This is a genomic window from Pandoraea communis, from assembly GCF_902459745.1.
GTDB classification, from domain to species: Bacteria; Pseudomonadota; Gammaproteobacteria; order Burkholderiales; family Burkholderiaceae; genus Pandoraea; species Pandoraea communis.
On the sequence record NZ_CABPSJ010000001.1, the window covers coordinates 768314 to 784395 of the forward strand.

Annotated in this window: 15 protein-coding genes, 1 pseudogene and 1 riboswitch; of the genes and pseudogenes, 4 read left to right on the top strand and 12 right to left on the bottom strand. The window is 62.8% G+C overall.

Annotated features, from left to right (window positions below; all coding sequences use genetic code 11):
- Nucleotides 1-55: 55 nt before the first annotated feature.
- From ureE to aspS, 4 genes and pseudogenes are all read left to right on the top strand, one after another.
- A pseudogene (ureE, locus tag PCO31110_RS03590) lies at nt 56-694 on the top strand (urease accessory protein UreE); the annotation flags it as partial.
- An 88-nt stretch (nt 695-782) separates the two neighbouring features.
- Nucleotides 783-1508, top strand: coding sequence for an urease accessory protein UreF (locus PCO31110_RS03595; protein ID WP_150618895.1), 726 nt, complete (start codon nt 783-785; stop codon nt 1506-1508).
- A gap of 80 nt (nt 1509-1588) precedes the next feature.
- Nucleotides 1589-2227 carry an urease accessory protein UreG gene (ureG, locus tag PCO31110_RS03600; RefSeq protein WP_150689638.1) on the top strand — a complete coding sequence of 213 codons (639 nt, stop codon included), beginning with the start codon at nt 1589-1591 and terminating at the stop codon, nt 2225-2227.
- A gap of 350 nt (nt 2228-2577) precedes the next feature.
- The gene (gene aspS, locus PCO31110_RS03605) at nt 2578-3849 is read left to right on the top strand and encodes an aspartate--tRNA(Asn) ligase (protein ID WP_150689639.1); all 1272 of its coding nucleotides are present in this window, start codon (nt 2578-2580) and stop codon (nt 3847-3849) included.
- A 74-nt stretch (nt 3850-3923) separates the two neighbouring features.
- On the opposite strand, the gene PCO31110_RS03610 is transcribed toward aspS, so the two are convergent.
- The 12 genes from PCO31110_RS03610 to PCO31110_RS03665 form a co-directional block, all read right to left on the bottom strand.
- Entirely contained in the window at nt 3924-4916 is a 993-nt protein-coding gene (locus tag PCO31110_RS03610) for a TraB/GumN family protein (protein WP_010805558.1), read from the bottom strand.
- 5 nt (nt 4917-4921) lie between these two features.
- Nucleotides 4922-5974 (bottom strand): peptide ABC transporter ATP-binding protein, encoded by a 1053-nt coding sequence (locus tag PCO31110_RS03615; protein ID WP_246189709.1) that lies wholly within the window; start codon nt 5972-5974, stop codon nt 4922-4924.
- A complete protein-coding gene (locus tag PCO31110_RS03620) occupies nt 5971-6975 on the bottom strand; it encodes an ABC transporter ATP-binding protein (RefSeq protein WP_150689640.1) in 1005 nt (334 codons plus the stop codon). Before PCO31110_RS03620 ends, PCO31110_RS03615 begins: the two co-directional genes overlap by 4 nt.
- Nucleotides 6972-7892: an ABC transporter permease subunit gene (locus PCO31110_RS03625; protein WP_010805561.1), complete on the bottom strand. Its 921-nt coding sequence runs from the start codon at nt 7890-7892 to the stop codon at nt 6972-6974. Before PCO31110_RS03625 ends, PCO31110_RS03620 begins: the two co-directional genes overlap by 4 nt.
- A gap of 12 nt (nt 7893-7904) precedes the next feature.
- On the bottom strand, nt 7905-8909 hold the full coding sequence (locus PCO31110_RS03630) for an ABC transporter permease subunit (RefSeq protein WP_010805562.1): 1005 nt from the start codon (nt 8907-8909) through the stop codon (nt 7905-7907).
- 175 nt (nt 8910-9084) lie between these two features.
- Nucleotides 9085-10725, bottom strand: coding sequence for an ABC transporter substrate-binding protein (locus PCO31110_RS03635; RefSeq protein ID WP_150689641.1), 1641 nt, complete (start codon nt 10723-10725; stop codon nt 9085-9087).
- Nucleotides 10726-10929: 204 nt separating this feature from the next.
- Nucleotides 10930-11760 carry a methylenetetrahydrofolate reductase [NAD(P)H] gene (gene metF, locus PCO31110_RS03640; RefSeq protein WP_150689642.1) on the bottom strand — a complete coding sequence of 277 codons (831 nt, stop codon included), beginning with the start codon at nt 11758-11760 and terminating at the stop codon, nt 10930-10932.
- Between the two features lie 26 nt (nt 11761-11786).
- Complete coding sequence (locus PCO31110_RS03645; RefSeq protein WP_150689643.1) at nt 11787-12626, bottom strand: TlyA family RNA methyltransferase; 840 nt, start codon at nt 12624-12626, stop codon at nt 11787-11789.
- A 47-nt stretch (nt 12627-12673) separates the two neighbouring features.
- Nucleotides 12674-13033 (bottom strand): phage holin family protein, encoded by a 360-nt coding sequence (locus PCO31110_RS03650; RefSeq protein WP_010805566.1) that lies wholly within the window; start codon nt 13031-13033, stop codon nt 12674-12676.
- Nucleotides 13034-13181: 148 nt separating this feature from the next.
- Complete coding sequence (gene ahcY / locus PCO31110_RS03655; RefSeq protein ID WP_150689644.1) at nt 13182-14597, bottom strand: adenosylhomocysteinase; 1416 nt, start codon at nt 14595-14597, stop codon at nt 13182-13184.
- A 34-nt stretch (nt 14598-14631) separates the two neighbouring features.
- Nucleotides 14632-14758: riboswitch (S-adenosyl-L-homocysteine riboswitch) on the bottom strand.
- Nucleotides 14759-14858: 100 nt separating this feature from the next.
- Entirely contained in the window at nt 14859-15542 is a 684-nt protein-coding gene (locus tag PCO31110_RS03660) for an LrgB family protein (RefSeq protein WP_010805568.1), read from the bottom strand.
- Nucleotides 15543-15600: 58 nt separating this feature from the next.
- Nucleotides 15601-16059, bottom strand: a complete 459-nt coding sequence (locus PCO31110_RS03665; protein ID WP_010805569.1) for a CidA/LrgA family protein — start codon at nt 16057-16059, stop codon at nt 15601-15603.
- Nucleotides 16060-16082 lie beyond the last annotated feature (23 nt).

The window sequence follows — 16082 nt, forward strand, 5'->3', positions numbered from 1 at the left end:
CATGCCGCAAGATTCCGAATCACCCGCCTCTGCGCAGAACGTGCCGTCGTCGACGCTGCGTCGTGTAGAGAAACGCCTGGAAGCCGGACGTATCGCTGCGCCGCTCGCGCGCCGTGCCCCGGCGCTCGTGTTGCCGTTCGACGCCCGCAGCAAGAGCCGTCTGCGCGCCACGCTGGAAACCGGCGAAGACGTCGCCCTGTTCCTGCCACGCGGCACCGTGTTGCGCGGCGGCGACGTGCTCGTGGCCGACGACGGTGGCCTCATTCGGGTGGAAGCCGCCGCCGAGACGGTGTTGCTGGTGACAGCGGCCACGGCGCTCGCGCTCGCCCGCGCGGCGTACCACCTGGGCAACCGGCATACCCCGGTGGAAGTCGGCGACGGCTATCTCAAGCTCGAATTCGATCCGGTGCTGCGCGACATGCTGCTGCGACTCGATGTCGACGTGGCCGAAGCCCTGATGCCGTTCGAGCCCGAAGCGGGCGCCTATGGCGGCGGACACAAGCACGGTCACGATGCGACTTTTGCCGAAGACTTTGCGATCGCTCAGCAGGTGTTCCACGAGCATCACGGACATTCGCACGATCACGACCACGAGCATGACCATAGTCATGGGCACTCGCATGCTCATTCGCACGGTGACGATCATGGTCACGTTCATGGCCCGGGGTGCAGTCACGATCACATGCCGGATCATGTACATGGCCCCGATTGCGGGCACGACCATTCCCATACGCCGGCCGGTAGTACTGCTGGCGGCGAGGCTTTCCCTGTGAGTCCGACCGATGACGGCAAGTCTGGCCAGCCCTCTCACTGAACCGGTTGCCACCGCGTCGCTGCAATCGCTCGCGGCGCTGCTTCATCTCGCCTCGCCGGCGCTGCCCATTGGCGCCTTCAGCTATTCACAGGGCCTTGAAGCCGCTGTCGAGCACGGCATCGTTCACGACGCCCCGAGTGCCGAGCGCTGGATCGCCAGTCAGCTCGATGGCGTTTTCACGACGGGAGAGATGGCACTGCTCGCCCGGCAGTGGCGTCACTGGCAAGCGAACGACATCGCGTCGCTCACCCGCGTAAACGACTGGCTGCTCGCCACGCGCGAGGCCGCCGAATTACGCGCGGAGACCGAGCAGATGGGCTGGTCGCTCACACAACTCGCGCTCTCGCTCGAATGGGGCGAGCCTGCGCAGCGGGAGCACCTGGCCGCGCTGCGCCCGATGGCGTTGGCGACGGCGTTCGCCTTTGCGGCGTTGACCCATGGCGCCCCGCTGGCCGACACGCTGGTCGCTTACGCGTTCAGTTGGCTGGAGAACCAGGTGGCCGGTGCGCTCAAGGCGGTTCCGCTCGGACAACTCGCGGCGCAACGCGTGATTGTCGCGCTGCGCCCTCGCGTGGTCGAAGCGGCCCGCCGGGCAGCATCGCTGCCTGACGACGAGATCAATACGTTTTCTCCGGCGCTCGCCATTCTCGCGTCGCGTCACGAGACACAGTATTCGCGCCTGTTCCGTTCGTGAGACGCGATACGTCGCGTCTCCTTTTTGCTTTTTCGCCCTTTTCCCTGTTCACCTTTTCCCCGCCACCCACGACATTCGCCATGACGACTTCTGCCAACGCCCGTCGTACCAAGAAGAATCCGCCGCTGCGTGTCGGCATCGGAGGCCCGGTCGGCTCCGGTAAAACCACCCTGACCGAGATGCTCTGCAAAGCCATGCGCGAGCGCTACGATCTCGTCGTCATCACCAACGACATCTACACGAAGGAAGATCAGCGCCTGCTGACGGTGGCCGGTGCGCTTGAGCCCGAACGTATTCTTGGCGTCGAGACGGGCGGCTGCCCGCATACGGCCATTCGCGAAGACGCCTCGATCAATCTGGAAGCCGTCGAGCGCATGCTCGAACGCTTTCCCGACGCCGATGTGGTTTTCATCGAATCGGGCGGCGACAACCTCGCCGCCACGTTCAGTCCTGAACTGTCGGATCTCACGATCTACGTCATCGATGTTGCAGGCGGCGAGAAGATTCCACGCAAGGGAGGGCCGGGCATTACCAAGTCGGACCTCCTCGTCATCAACAAGACCGATCTCGCCCCCTACGTCGGCGCGTCGCTCGACATCATGCGCTCGGATACGCAAAAGATGCGCGGCATGCGCCCTTTCGTCATGGGGAACATGAAGGAAGGCAAAGGCCTTCAGGAGATCATCAGTTTTATCGAGGCGCGGGGAATGCTGGCTTGAGGTGACGCGCCGACGGGCTCAATCGACGTTCCGGGGTACGTCGAGGCCGTTTTGCGCTTTGCCGCGAAATACGTTACTGTGGTGTCCAGCGGTTGCCTTTTGAAGGGTTTCTAGCCCGACGCGGCCGCTGCGGTTAGCTGTGAGCGCAAACCGAAACCCGATCCAGAAACGTTGACTTCTTCTCTCCGGACTATGTACTGCTTCAGCCGTTTCAGCCTGAATAATAATTTGTCGCCTTTGGGTGACAGGAGATTATTTGTCTGTTGAGAATAAGCACCGTCAAGCCAAAGGCACTCATGAACTGAGTGCCTTTTTTTATTTCCGCACACTTTTTATCGAGGTAGAAGCCCATGAGAACCCGGGTCGAAGACGTGAAACACCATGTTGGCGAGGTTGTAACGCTGTATCTGACGCTGGATGTGCTGAGAGATCAAAAGAACTTGCAGTTCCTGCTCGCTCACGACGCGACGGGCAAGCTTCAACTGGTTGTCGACAAATCGTCGGCCGTCGAGCACGCATGCGTGAGCCAATTACTGACAGGGTCGACGTTCGCCGCAACCGGCAAGATAATCGCGGCGGCTCAGAGTAAGACGTTCGGTGTGGAAATGCAGGTACTGTCGGTGGAGGTGTTTTCCAAAGCACAGCCGTTCCCCATCACCGAAGCGAGCAGCGTCGATCTTCGCTTCAACGCCCGGGTAGTGGACTTGAAGGTGCCGAAGTGGCAACTGATGCTGCGCTTGCGTAGCGCGTTCGAATTCGCGTGCCGGGAGTTTGCGCTGGGCAGAGGCCTCACGGAATTGCATACGCCGAAGCTGATGGGTAACGCCAGTGAAAGCGGCGCGCAGGTGTTTCGCGTGGGCTATTTCGACACAGAAGCATATTTGGCGCAATCGCCGCAATTCTACAAACAGATGGGGATTGCCTCGGGCCTTGAAGGCGTCTTCGAAATCGGGCCGGTGTTTCGGGCAGAAGAAAGCCGGAGCAGCCGGCATATGACCGAATTCACGGGGCTGGACGTCGAGCTTGCGTGGGTCTTCGAGACCGCGCACGTGATGACGTTCGAGGAGCAGATGCTCAGATATGCGTTTGCCCAACTCCAGCGTTTTGCCGAGGAGGTGAAAACGCTATTCGGCGTTGACCTGCCGCTGGAGCCAACCGCCACCTATCTGAGCCTGAGCGAGGCCAAACGCATACTCGGCGAACACGGCATGCCACTCGGGCCCGCGCAAGACCTGCCCGATGAAGGTGAAAGCCTGCTATACAAGGTACTCGGCTGCGACCTGATCTTTGTGAGCGACTATCCGATCGCGAAACGCCCGTTTTATCACCAATGGAACCGCGAGCAGGGTGTCACGAAGAGCTTCGATCTGATTTTCAAAGGAATCGAGATTACGACGGGCGCGGTGCGCGAGCATCGCTATGACGTGCTCTGTGAGCAGGCGGTGGAGAAAGGCGTGGATCTTGCGTCGATCACCCACTATCTGGACAACTTCCGTTACGGCTGCGCGCCACACGGCGGGTTTGGGCTTGGCGTCGAGCGGGTCATCATGAAGCTCCTCGGCCTATCGAATGTGAAGGAAGCCGCGTTTGTGCCACGCGATCCTGAACGGCTCGTGCCCTGAAGAGGCGCGCTACGCCGGCGCATTTCCCGGGGGATCCGCCGGATCGCCCGCTACTCCGAGGTGCGCCCCCGGGGCTACCGTTGCGCGACCGAAAATCCGTGCTCGCGCAGCAGTTGCAGCACGCCATGCGGACCACCGAGGTGGAGTGTGCCGATAGCGACGAAGACCGGCTTGCCCGAGTCTGCCAGGAACAGCATGCGCGCCAGAAAACGCCGGTTTCGCGAGTACAGAATGCGCTCGTCGATGGCGTCGGCCAGCGCCACGTTGCGGCGCACTTGCGCAGACTTGCCCTGCGACCAGTCGAATACCAGTTCGGCATCTCCCGCGCGCCACAGGCGATGCAACTCCTCCACCTGTGCCGTCGCCGTCTTGGGCGTGAGCACCAGCTCCTGCGCCAGCAACTCGTTCTGCTGGGCTGCCGTCAGCCCGGTGAAGGCGTCCATTTGTTCCGCAAGCGACTCGAGGCCGACGATACGCCCGCGATAGATGTTCTCCAACTGGTTCTCGGTGCCGTACTCCGTTTGCAGGTCGGCCCCCATCGAATCCAATGTCTCGACGAGCAGCGCCGCCAGCCACGGACGCATATGACGAATCTCGGCAAGCATCGCCGGATTGTTTTTCAGGCGGTCGCGCAACTTACGCCATAACGGCGCCGGAATCATCTTCGGCAAACAGGCACGCGAGCACATGCCGTACTTCTGGACATCGTCCTGCGACATCGTCAGATCGTCGGGCGACAGCTCGAACGCCACCACCGCCGACACGCGCAACGCATCGACCACCACTTTGCGGAACGGATAGTCGTCGGGCTTGCCGACGTGCAGGGTGCCCATCACGTAGATGGTCATGTCGCCCTTGCGGGCTTCGTAGAACGGGAGATTGGCGCCCGGCGGCGCCTCGCCGGGCTCGGGCACCACCAGCGGCAGCGTGCGCGGCGTCATGGCCACCGGCGTCACGCTCGACGCGGCGTCCAACGTGACGGCGAGCGTCATCAGCAGGCAGCCGAGCAGCCAACCGGTCAATGCAACGCCCCGGCGCACCTGCGTCGCGCGTGGTGGTCCACCCAATCTCGTTATCCCTCAATGTCTTCAACCCGATGGCACGCCACCAGACGTCCTTCGAGCTTGCGCAATTGCGGCACTTCCCCGCGGCAACGGTCGATGGCATACGGACAGCGCGGCGCAAACGCACACCCCGGCGGCGGCCGCAACGGCGATGGCAGCTCGCCGATCAGCGGAATCTTCACGCGCCGCTCGGACGGCTTGATCGCCGGCGTCGCCGACATCAGTGCCTTGGTGTACGGATGCAGCGGCTTGCCGAACACGGCGGCCTTGGGACCGTGTTCGACCGCGCGGCCAAGGTACATCACCATGACGTCGTCGGCCACATGCTCGACCACCGCGAGATTATGCGACACGAACACGTAACTCGTCGCGTATCGGTCCTGCAAATCCATGAAAAGATTCAGGATCTGTGCCTGAATTGAGACATCCAGGGCCGAAACGGGCTCGTCGGCCACCACAATGGCCGGCGACATGATCATCGCCCGGGCAATCGCCACCCGCTGCCGCTGCCCCCCCGAGAACATGTGCGGATATCGCGCCACATGCTCCGGGCGCAGCCCGACCGTGCGCATCATCTCGGCAATCTTCTCGCCCCGCTCCGCACGGCTGAGCGAGGTATTGATAGCCAATGGCTCGTCGAGCGCCTGCCCCACGGTCTTACGAGGATTGAGCGAGGCGTATGGGTTCTGGAACACCATCTGAATGCGCGTGCGCAGCGGCGCCAGCGCTCCCGCCGACGCCCCCGTAGTCTCGATGGCATCGATGGCGAGTCTGCCGGACGTCGGGGGTTCGATCAACGTCAACACCCGGGCCAGCGTCGATTTGCCGCACCCCGATTCGCCAACCACCGCCAACGTGCGACCCGCAGCCAGCGTGAACGACACACCATTCAACGCCTTGACGGTGGCCTGTGCGCGCATCAATCCGCGGTTCACCGTGTAGAAGCGCGTCAACTCCTGCGCGGCCAACACCAACGGGCCGCCGTCGCGGCCGCTGCCGCTGTCGTTGGGCACAGGTCCCTCGGGAGCCCCCGGAGGCGTCGCGAAAACGGTCTCACTCATTGCGCCCCTCCTGTCGTCTGTGCGCCTGCCGCCACATGCGGCAGCGGCTTGAAGCACCGCACCAGCGGCGAACCGATGGCCTGCGGCCCGGTATAGGGCTCGAGCGCGGGTGGCACGGTGCGGCAATGGTCGTCGGCGTACGGACAACGCGGCGAGAGCAGACAGCCCACGGGACGGTCGTCCCGGCCCGGCACCACCCCCGGCAGCGTGCGCAGACGGCGCACGCCCCGGTTGTGCTCGGGAATGGCCGAAAGCAAGGCTTCCGTGTACGGATGATGCGGCGCGTCGAACAGCGCCGGCACCTGCTGGACTTCGATCACCTGCCCCGCATACATGACAGCCACCCGGTGCGCGACCTCCGCCACCACGGCAAGGTCGTGCGAAATCAGCACCAGCGCCATGCCGTAGTCCTTCTGCAATTGCAGCAGCAGGGCCATGATCTGCGCCTGAATCGTGACGTCGAGCGCGGTCGTCGGCTCGTCGGCAATCAGCAGCTTCGGACGGCAGGCAATCGCCATGGCGATCATCACGCGCTGGTTCATCCCGCCGGACAGTTGATGCGGATAGGCGCCGAGCCGGTTGGCCGCATCGGGAATCTCGACCTGCTCCAGCAGTTCGACGATGCGATCCTTCAACGCCTTGCCGCGCAGTCCCATGTGACGGCGCAGCACTTCGCCGATCTGGTAGCCGACGGTGTAGCTCGGATTCAGACTCGTGAGCGCGTCCTGAAAGATCATCGACACGTCGCGCCCGACGATGCTTCGCCGCTCGCGCGCCGACGCACCCAGCAAGTCGCGTCCGTCAAAGCGCACTTCGTCGGCACGCACACGGCCGGGCGCATCGATGAGTCCCATGAGCGCGAGCATCGTCACGCTCTTGCCCGAGCCGGATTCCCCGACCACGCCGAGAATCTCGCCCAGGCCGACGTTCAGGTCGATGGCGTCGACGGCACGCGCGCCGTCGAAGTCGACCGATAGGTTTCGAATGGAGAGCAGACTCATGCGATTCGCTTCAGTTTGGGGTCGAGTGCATCGCGCAGGCCGTCGCCGACCAGATTGATCGCGAGCACCGAAATGACGATCGCAAGTCCCGGCAGCGTGACAATCCACCAGGCACTTTCCATGTAGTCGCGGGCTGACGCGAGCATCGAGCCCCACTCCGCGAGCGGCGGTTGCACGCCCAGGCCGAGAAAGCCGAGCGCCGCCGCATCGAGAATGGCCACCGAGAAGCTCAGCGTGGCCTGCACGATGAGCGGCGCCGAACAGTTCGGCAGCACCGTCGAGAACATCAGCCGCAGCGTGCCCGCACCGGCCATGCGCGAAGCCACGACATACTCGCGCTGCAACTCGCCGATGGCCGCCGCACGCGTCAGACGCACGTAGGCAGGTAACGTCACGATGGCAATGGCGATGGTGGTGTTGGCGAGCCCCGGACCGATCACGGCCACGACGGCCACGGCCAGCAGCAGCGACGGCAGCGCCATCATCATGTCCATCAAGCGCATGATCGGCGTATCGAGCCAACGCGGGAAAAACGCCGCGAGCAAACCGAGCAGGATGCCCGGAATCAGCGAAAGCACCACCGACGACAAGCCGATCCAGAACGACAACCGCGCACCGAAAATCAGGCGCGAAAGAATGTCGCGCCCGGCCTCGTCCGTCCCGAGCAGGAACCGGGCGTTGCCGCCTTCGAACCATGCCGGCGGAACCTTCACGAAATCGCGGTATTGCTCGATGGGACTGTGCGGCGCGATCAGCGGCGCAAAAATTGCCGCCGCAAACATCAGCAACAGCACGATGGCCGCAGCCGTCGCGCCACGGTTAGCGGTAAAGCTGCGCAGAAACTCCCGGACCAGATGCGCGCGAGGCGTGGCCGTCACGGCGGCGGGAGGCGGCAGCGTAGCAGGCATGTCACTCATCGTTGACCTCCCTCAGTGCCGAATGCGCGGGTTGACGACGCCATAAAGCACGTCGACCAGCAGGTTGACCAGAATCACGCCCGTCGCGATGAGCAGAATGCCGCCCTGCACCACCGGATAGTCGCGTCGCAGAATGGCATCGATCAGCCATTTGCCGATGCCGGGCCACGAGAACACGTTCTCGGTGAGCACCGCGCCGGCGAGCAAGGTACCGACTTGCAGACCGATCACGGTAATGACGGGAATCAGCGCGTTGCGCAGCGCATGCACCACGATCACACGCCACGGCGAGAGCCCCTTCGCGCGTGCCGTGCGGATGTAGTCCTCGCGAAGCACTTCGAGCATGGCCGAGCGCGTCATGCGGGCAATCACCGCGAGCGGCACGGTGCCGAGCACGATCGTCGGCAGAATCAGATGGCTCACTGCCGAGCCGAAGGCGCCTTCGTCTCCCGAGAGCAATGTGTCGATCAGCATGAAGCCGGTGACGCTGGGCACGTCGTACTCCACGCCGATGCGCCCGGACACCGGCGTCCATTGCAGATCGACGGAGAACAGCATGATGAGCAGCAGGCCCCACCAGAAGATCGGCATGGAGTAGCCCGTGAGCGCCGCGCCCATCGTGGTGTGGTCAAGCATCTTGCCGCGCCTGAGCGAAGCGGCGACACCCGCGGGCAAACCGATCACAAGCGCGAAGATCATCGCGCACAGGGCCAGTTCCAGCGTGGCGGGGAAGCGGGAGAAGAACTCGTGAAGCACACCTTCATTGGTGACGATGGAGCGCCCGAGGTCGCCCTGCGCCGCGTGCTTCAGATAAACGAAATATTGCGTGGTGAGCGGCTGGTCGAGGCCGAGCCGTTTCATTGCTTCCGCGTGCATCACGGGGTCGAGGTTGCGCTCGCCCACGAGGACTTCGATCGGATCGCCAGGAATCAGGTGTATGAGCGCGAACGCCAGGATAGTGATGCCGATGAAAGTCGGGATCACCATGCCCAGTCGTCTCAGGACGAATCTCAGCATAGGAGGGTTCCGTGGGGGCTTCGCGCACCGCCCGGCCCCGGCGCAGGGACGGATGGCGCAGTGCCGCGTTAATCAGTGATAGACGATCTTTTGTCTTGGTGCGGCAGGCAGAGCCGGGCGCGGCGGCCGGGTCTGCCTGCTTGATGCCTATGGATTGCCGTGCTGCGGGACTCGATCAGTCCAGCGACACACCGGCGAAGCTGTTGCGGCTGAACGGGCTGAGCTTGAAGCCCTTCACGTTCGTGGCCATCGGCTTGTACTGCGTGGAGTGCGCGATGGGCGAGAACGGCAGTTGCTGCGCGAAGATCTCCTGCGCTTGCGTGTAGAGCTTCGTACGCGTTGCAACGTCCGTGGTCTGACGTGCCTGCTTGATGAGGTCGTCGAACGGCTTGTAGCACCACTTCGAGAAGTTGTTGCCGTTCATCGAGTCGCAGCCGAGCAGCACGCCGAGCCAGTTGTCCGGATCGCCGTTGTCGCCGGTCCAGCCGATGAGCAGTGCGTCGTGTTCACCCGCCTTGGCACGCTTGATGTACTCGCCCCATTCGTACGTGACGATGTTGGCCTTCACGCCGATCTTCGCCCAGTCGGCCTGAATCATTTCAGCCATGAGCTTGCCGTTCGGATTGTACGGACGTTGCACCGGCATTGCCCACAGCGTGATCTCGATATTCTTCACGCCGGCCTTGTCGAGCAGTGCGCGTGCCTTCTCGGGATCGTAGCTGGCCGACTTGATGTTCTTGTCGTAGGACCATTGCGTGGGCGGCATCGGCGCGCCGTTCGACAATTGTCCGGCCGAGCCGTAGACGGACTGAAGAATCGCCTTCTTGTTGATCGCCATGTCGAGTGCCTGACGCACCTCCACGCGATCGAGCGGTTTCTTCTGCACGTTGTACGCCACGTAGCCGAGGTTGAAGCCCACCTGATCGGGCATCTTCAGCTTCGAGGCCTTGCCTTGTGCCGAGATATCGGCCTTGAGCGCATCGACGTCAGCCGGACGCGGGTAAGTCGCCACCTGACATTCGTTGCGCTTGAGCTTCTGGATACGGACGTTCGCGTCGGTCGTGATCGCGAAGATCAGCTTGCCGACCTTCGGCGGCAGATTCGCATTCCAGTAAGCCTTGTTGCCATCCATGCGCAGCGTGGCGTCCTTCGTGTAGCTGCGGAAGATGAACGGGCCGGTGCCGACCGGCTTGAGCGCGATGTCGCGGGGGTTGTTCGCCGCGAGCAGCTTGTCCGCGTATTCCTTCGAGAGGATCGACGCGAACGACATCGCCAGATTCTGAATGAACGGCGCGTCGACCTTCTTCAGCACGAAACGCACGGTGTACGGGTCGACGATCTCGATGCGGTCGATGTCCGCCTGAAGCCCCATGTCGACGAAATACGGAAACTCGGCCGGATAGGCCTTGCGGAACGGCATCTCCCGATCGCCCATGCGATCGAAAGTGAACTTCACGTCCTCGGCATTGAAGTCGCGCGTGGGCGTGAAGTATTCGGTGGTGTGGAACTTGACGCCGCGGCGCAGATGGAACGTGTAGACCTTGTTGTCCGGCGAGATGTCCCATTTCTCCGCGAGCGACGGCATTACACCGGTTTCTCCCGGTACGAAGGCGATGAGGCGGTTATAGATCGCGTCGGCAGGATCGAAGTCGGTGCCAGTGGTGAGTTGCCCCGGATCGAAACCGGCGGGGCTGCCCTCGGAGCAATACACGAGGGTTTTGTTCGGGAGCTCGACTGCCGCAGCGGGCGGGATCACAGCCGCACCGGCAAGCAAGGTCGCAGCCAAAAGCAAACGCAGGGTGTGAGTCTGTTTCATAGGCTCCTCGGGATCTGAGATGACGCCCGGCGACGATCGGCCGCCGGGCCCACGAGGGATATTACTGAAGCTTCCCTTGCGTCACAACACGCCAAATCCCTAGCAAATCGCCTATTTGTGGTGTTTTTGATTAGGAAATCACTTAATTATGATCAGGATTGACTTCCAATCCACCCGCCTACCAGCCATCGATTGCGTGGCGCCTCACAGACCGAGGCGCTGCCACATCGTTTTGGTCGCCGAAGCAGCGTTGAGGGTATAGAAGTGCAACCCCGGCGCCCCGCCAGCGAGCAAACGCTCACACAGCACCGTCACCACATCGAGCCCGAAGGCGCGGATCGCCTCGCGGTCGTCGCCGAAGCCCTCGAGGCGCTTGGCAATCCAGCGCGGCACTTCAGCACCGCACATTTCCGAGAAACGCATCATCTGCGAATAGTTCGTGATGGGCATGATGCCCGGCACGATCGGCACCGCCACGCCCAGACGCGAAGCGTCGTCGACGAAGCGGAAATAGGCGTCTGCATTGAAGAAGTACTGCGTGATCGCGGCGTTCGCACCGGCTTTCACCTTGTTGGCGAAATGCTCGAGGTCCAGACGCGGCGACTTCGCCTGCGGGTGGTATTCCGGATAGGCCGCCACCTCGATGTGGAACCATTCGCCCGTCTCCGCACGAATGAACTCGACCAGCTCCGACGCATAACGGAACTCGCCGATCTCGCCCATCCCGGACGGCATATCGCCGCGCAACGCCACGATGTGACGGATGCCGTTCGCGCGATACGTCTCAAGGATCTGGCGAATATTTTCCTTGGTCGAACCGACACACGAGAGGTGCGGCGCCGCTTCCACGCCTTCGCGTTGGATTTCGATGACCGTATCGAGCGTACCCTGCTGCGTCGAGCCGCCGGCACCGAACGTCACCGAGACGAATTTGGGGCCCAGCGGGAACAGTTGCTGACGCGTGGCGCGCAGCTTTTCCGCGCCGTCGGCGGTCTTGGGCGGGAAGAATTCGAAACTGAAGGAAGGTTGCGTCATGATCGTCTTGTTATCGAGAGAGCCGCTCATGCCGCGCGCGTCGCATGCACGAAAAACTCCCGGTTGCCGTCACCCCCGGCGATGGGGCTGTCGAGCCACGCGGCTACCGTCAGTCCCAGCGCTTCACAGGCGGTGCGGATTTTTGTCTCCACTTGCGCATACTGCGCGGCATCTTTCACGAGGCCTCCGCGACCGATGTGCTCGCGCCCCACTTCGAACTGCGGCTTGACCAGCATCAGCAGATCGCCCGACGCGGCCAGCAGGGGAGCGAGCGCAGGCAGTATCAGCGTCAGCGAAATAAACGACACGTCTCCGACGATCAGGTCGAAGCCCGCTTCCGGTACGGCGGCGATTGCCGCGACCTGGGTGTTGTGCGTGCCGTCTTCCGCTGCGGGCGGCGCCAGACGTTCGTCGAGCATCTCGCGCGACAGATGCCGGGCATTGATCCCTTCGAGCGAGACGAGACGCGACTCGCCCGCCAGACGTTGATGCAGTTGCCCGTGACCGACGTCCACGCCAACGACCTGCGCGGCGCCCGCCTGCAACAGACAGTCCGCAAAGCCGCCGGTCGACAGGCCCACGTCGAGCGCGACACGGCCTGCAACGTCGAGTCCTGTCTGCGCCAGCGCACCGGCCAGCTTCAACCCGCCGCGCGACACATAGCGGTCCTCGCCGGGCAAACCGTCGGCCGCCGCCCGCACTTCGAGGTCTTCGTCGCCCGCCACGACCTGACTGGCCTTTTTCAGCGCCGTTTCGGTGCCGGTGTAATACACGCGACCGGCATCAATGAGGCGTTGAGCGGCGGTACGAGATGCGGCCAGCCCCCGGGACACGAGGGCCTGATCGGCACGAAGCGCTTGCGACATGACTACGGGTTTCCTGCAAAGCACTGTCGACGGCGATGCGCCGACACTTACACGTTAGTGGCGCGGTCGCCGCCGAACACCAGCGCCGACAGAATCCACGAAATCAAGCTGTACAGCAGCGAACCGAAGAGCGCCGCCCAGAATCCCGAGACTTCGAAGCCCTTCACGACATGCGAGGCGAGCCAGAACAGCAAGGCGTTGATCACGAAGATGAACAACCCCAGCGAGAGCACCGTGACCGGCAACGTCAGTACGACGAGCAGCGGCCGCAGAAACGCGTTGATCAGGCCAAGCACGATCGCAACGATCAGTGCCGTGCCGATGCCCTTGAGCTGAATGCCCGACACGATGTACGGCAGGATGAGAAGCGCAATGGCATTGATGAGCCAAATCAGCAGCAGACGCATGGCAAGCTCCGAAGAACAGACCCGTGCGGGACGTCAGCCCCGGCACCGGCAGTGGTGAAACCCGACGCGGCGGCAACAGGCGCCGCCGCGCCATACCGTGCCCCGTCGCCCATGCGTTCGTCACACACAGGCGCGGGCCCGATACCAATCAATAGCGATAGTGCGCCGGCTTGAACGGACCGTTCTTGTCGACGCTGATGTACTTCGCCTGATCGTCGGTCAGCACGGTCAGGTCGGCACCGATACGGCCCAGGTGCAGACGCGCCACCTTCTCGTCCAGATGCTTCGGCAGCACGTACACGCTGTTCTTGTACTTGGCGCCGTCAACGAACAGTTCGATCTGCGCGAGCGTCTGGTTGGTGAACGAGTTGCTCATCACGAACGACGGGTGGCCCGTGGCGCAGCCCAGATTCACGAGGCGGCCTTCCGCCAGCAGGATGATGCGCTTGCCGTCCGGGAAGATGATGTGATCGACCTGCGGCTTGATGTTTTCCCACTCGTACTTGCGGGTCGACGCCACGTTGATTTCCGAGTCGAAGTGACCGATGTTGCACACGATGGCCTGATGCTTCATGGCGGCCATGTGGTCGTGGTCGATCACGTGGAAGTTGCCCGTGGCCGTCACGAAGATGTCGGCCTTGTCGGCGGCGTATTCCATCGTCACCACGCGGTAGCCTTCCATGGCAGCTTGCAGGGCGCAGATCGGATCGATTTCCGTGACCCACACCGTGGCGCCCAGACCGCGCAGGCTTTGCGCACAGCCCTTGCCCACGTCGCCGTAACCCGCCACGAGGGCGATCTTGCCGGCGATCATCACGTCGGTCGCGCGCTTGATACCGTCGACCAGCGACTCGCGGCAGCCGTACAGGTTGTCGAACTTCGACTTGGTGACCGAGTCGTTCACGTTGATGGCCGGAAACGGCAGCGTGCCGTCTTTTTCCATCTGATACAGACGGTGCACGCCCGTGGTGGTCTCTTCGGTCACGCCCTTGATTTGCGACAGGCGCTTGCTGTACCACTGCGGGTCGCTTTCGATGTGACGCTTGATAGCGGCGTACAGCGCGACTTCTTCTTCGTTGGTCGGGTTGGCAACGACCGACAGATCCTTCTCGGCCTTGCTGCCCAGAATCAGCAGCAGCGTGGCGTCGCCGCCGTCGTCGAGAATCATGTTGGCGAACTCGCCGTTCGGCCATTCGAAGATGCGGTGGCTGTATTCCCAATACTCGTCGAGCGTTTCGCCCTTGAAGGCGAACACGGGAATGCCGGCCGCAGCGATAGCCGCCGCGGCGTGGTCTTGCGTCGAGAAGATGTTGCACGAGGCCCAACGCACTTCGGCACCGAGGGCGACGAGCGTTTCGATGAGCACGCCCGTCTGGATGGTCATGTGCAGCGAACCGGCAATGCGTGCGCCCTTGAGCGGCTGGCTGGCCTTGAACTCGGCACGCGTGGCCATCAGGCCCGGCATTTCGCTCTCGGCGATGGTCAGCTCCTTGCGGCCCCAGCCGGCAAGGTTGATATCGGCAACGTGGAAATCGGTGAATTTCGAATCGACTACGGCGTTCATCACGCCTCCTTTCTCTAAATAATGACTAGATAGTGGGACGTGAGCGCCGTTCTTGAGGCTCACACGCCATGCTATCCGTAGGAAAACCGGCGGCCGGCGCGGCCAATAGGAAGGATCTTGAGCCTGGCAGCACAATGGCTGTCGCAACGCTCCTCAAGATCCGGGCATTGTAGCAAAACTGATGCGCGAGCGGCAGGCGTCAGCCTGGCCTGAAGGGTTATTTTTTGTGAGGATGATGACAGCCGTACGACCTGCGAACCGTCAGATAGGCAGATGCGCGAGCAGCGGCGCGGCGAACACCATCAGAATGCCGTTGATCATCATGACGAGGCTGGCTACCACCCCCTCTTCGCTACCGATCTGGCGAGCCTTGGCGGTGCCGAAACCATGAGCGCCGGCACCGAACGGTGCGCCGCGCGCCATGCGGGTACGTAACGGCAGCCACGAGAGCAACGCCTCGCCGAGCAACATGCCGATGAACCCGGTGATGATGACGAAGAGCCCCACCAGATCGCGCGAGCCGCCGACCTGATCGGACACCGCCAGCGCGAACGGCGTCGAGATCGAGCGGGCAAGCAGACTGCGCGCCATCTCGGGCGGCAGCTCGAACAAGCGGGCGAGCACGAAGGAACTGCCCACGGCCACGATCATCGCGACGAGCACGCCAACGATCAGCGCAAACGCATGCCGGCGAATGATGTCGCGGTGCTCGTAGATCGGTACGGCGAATGCAATCGTCGTGGGGCCGAGCAGCCAAACCAGCCAGCGCGAGTCGGAGATATATGTCGCGTAAGAAATGTCGCCGCCAACCATCACGGCGATGAGCAGGATCGGCGCGAGAATCGCCGGGCCGAGCCACACCTTGCCGAAGCGCGCGTAAAGGCGCTTCGACACGTAATAGAGCACGACCGTGAGAACGAGCAGCAGCAGCGCCGTATGATTCATGGCAAGACCCGGTAAGCGCTATCAAGCGTCATGACGGTAAAAACCGGCTCGCGCAGCATCAGCGTGCGTCGTGCGCATGCGCGCGGCGAACCGCCGGGATGCGAACGAAGGCGCGCTTCATGCGGCGCTCAGCACGGCAAGCCAGATCGACGGCCAGTGCGGTCGACACCATCACGAGCACCGTGCCGACGCCGATCACGGCGAGCAATTGCAAACCTTCGTGACGCAGCAGATCGGTGTATTGCATCACGGCCGCGACCATCGGCACGAAGAAGAGGAGCATCTCGGCCAGAAACCAGTCGGCACCCCGCTTGATCTTCTCGGTCTTCAGCACACCGCTCATGAGCAGTGCCACGACGGCGAGCAAACCCAGCACGCCGCCAGGCAGCGGCAAATGAAAATGACGCGATGCAGCATCGGCCACAAGATAGATGCCCGTGAGCAGCGCGATCTGCCAAACCACGTCGACAATGCGCTTGCTGCGGCTATACAGACGGCTGGCAATCATCTTGGTCATGTCGGGCTCCCGGGTTTGGCATC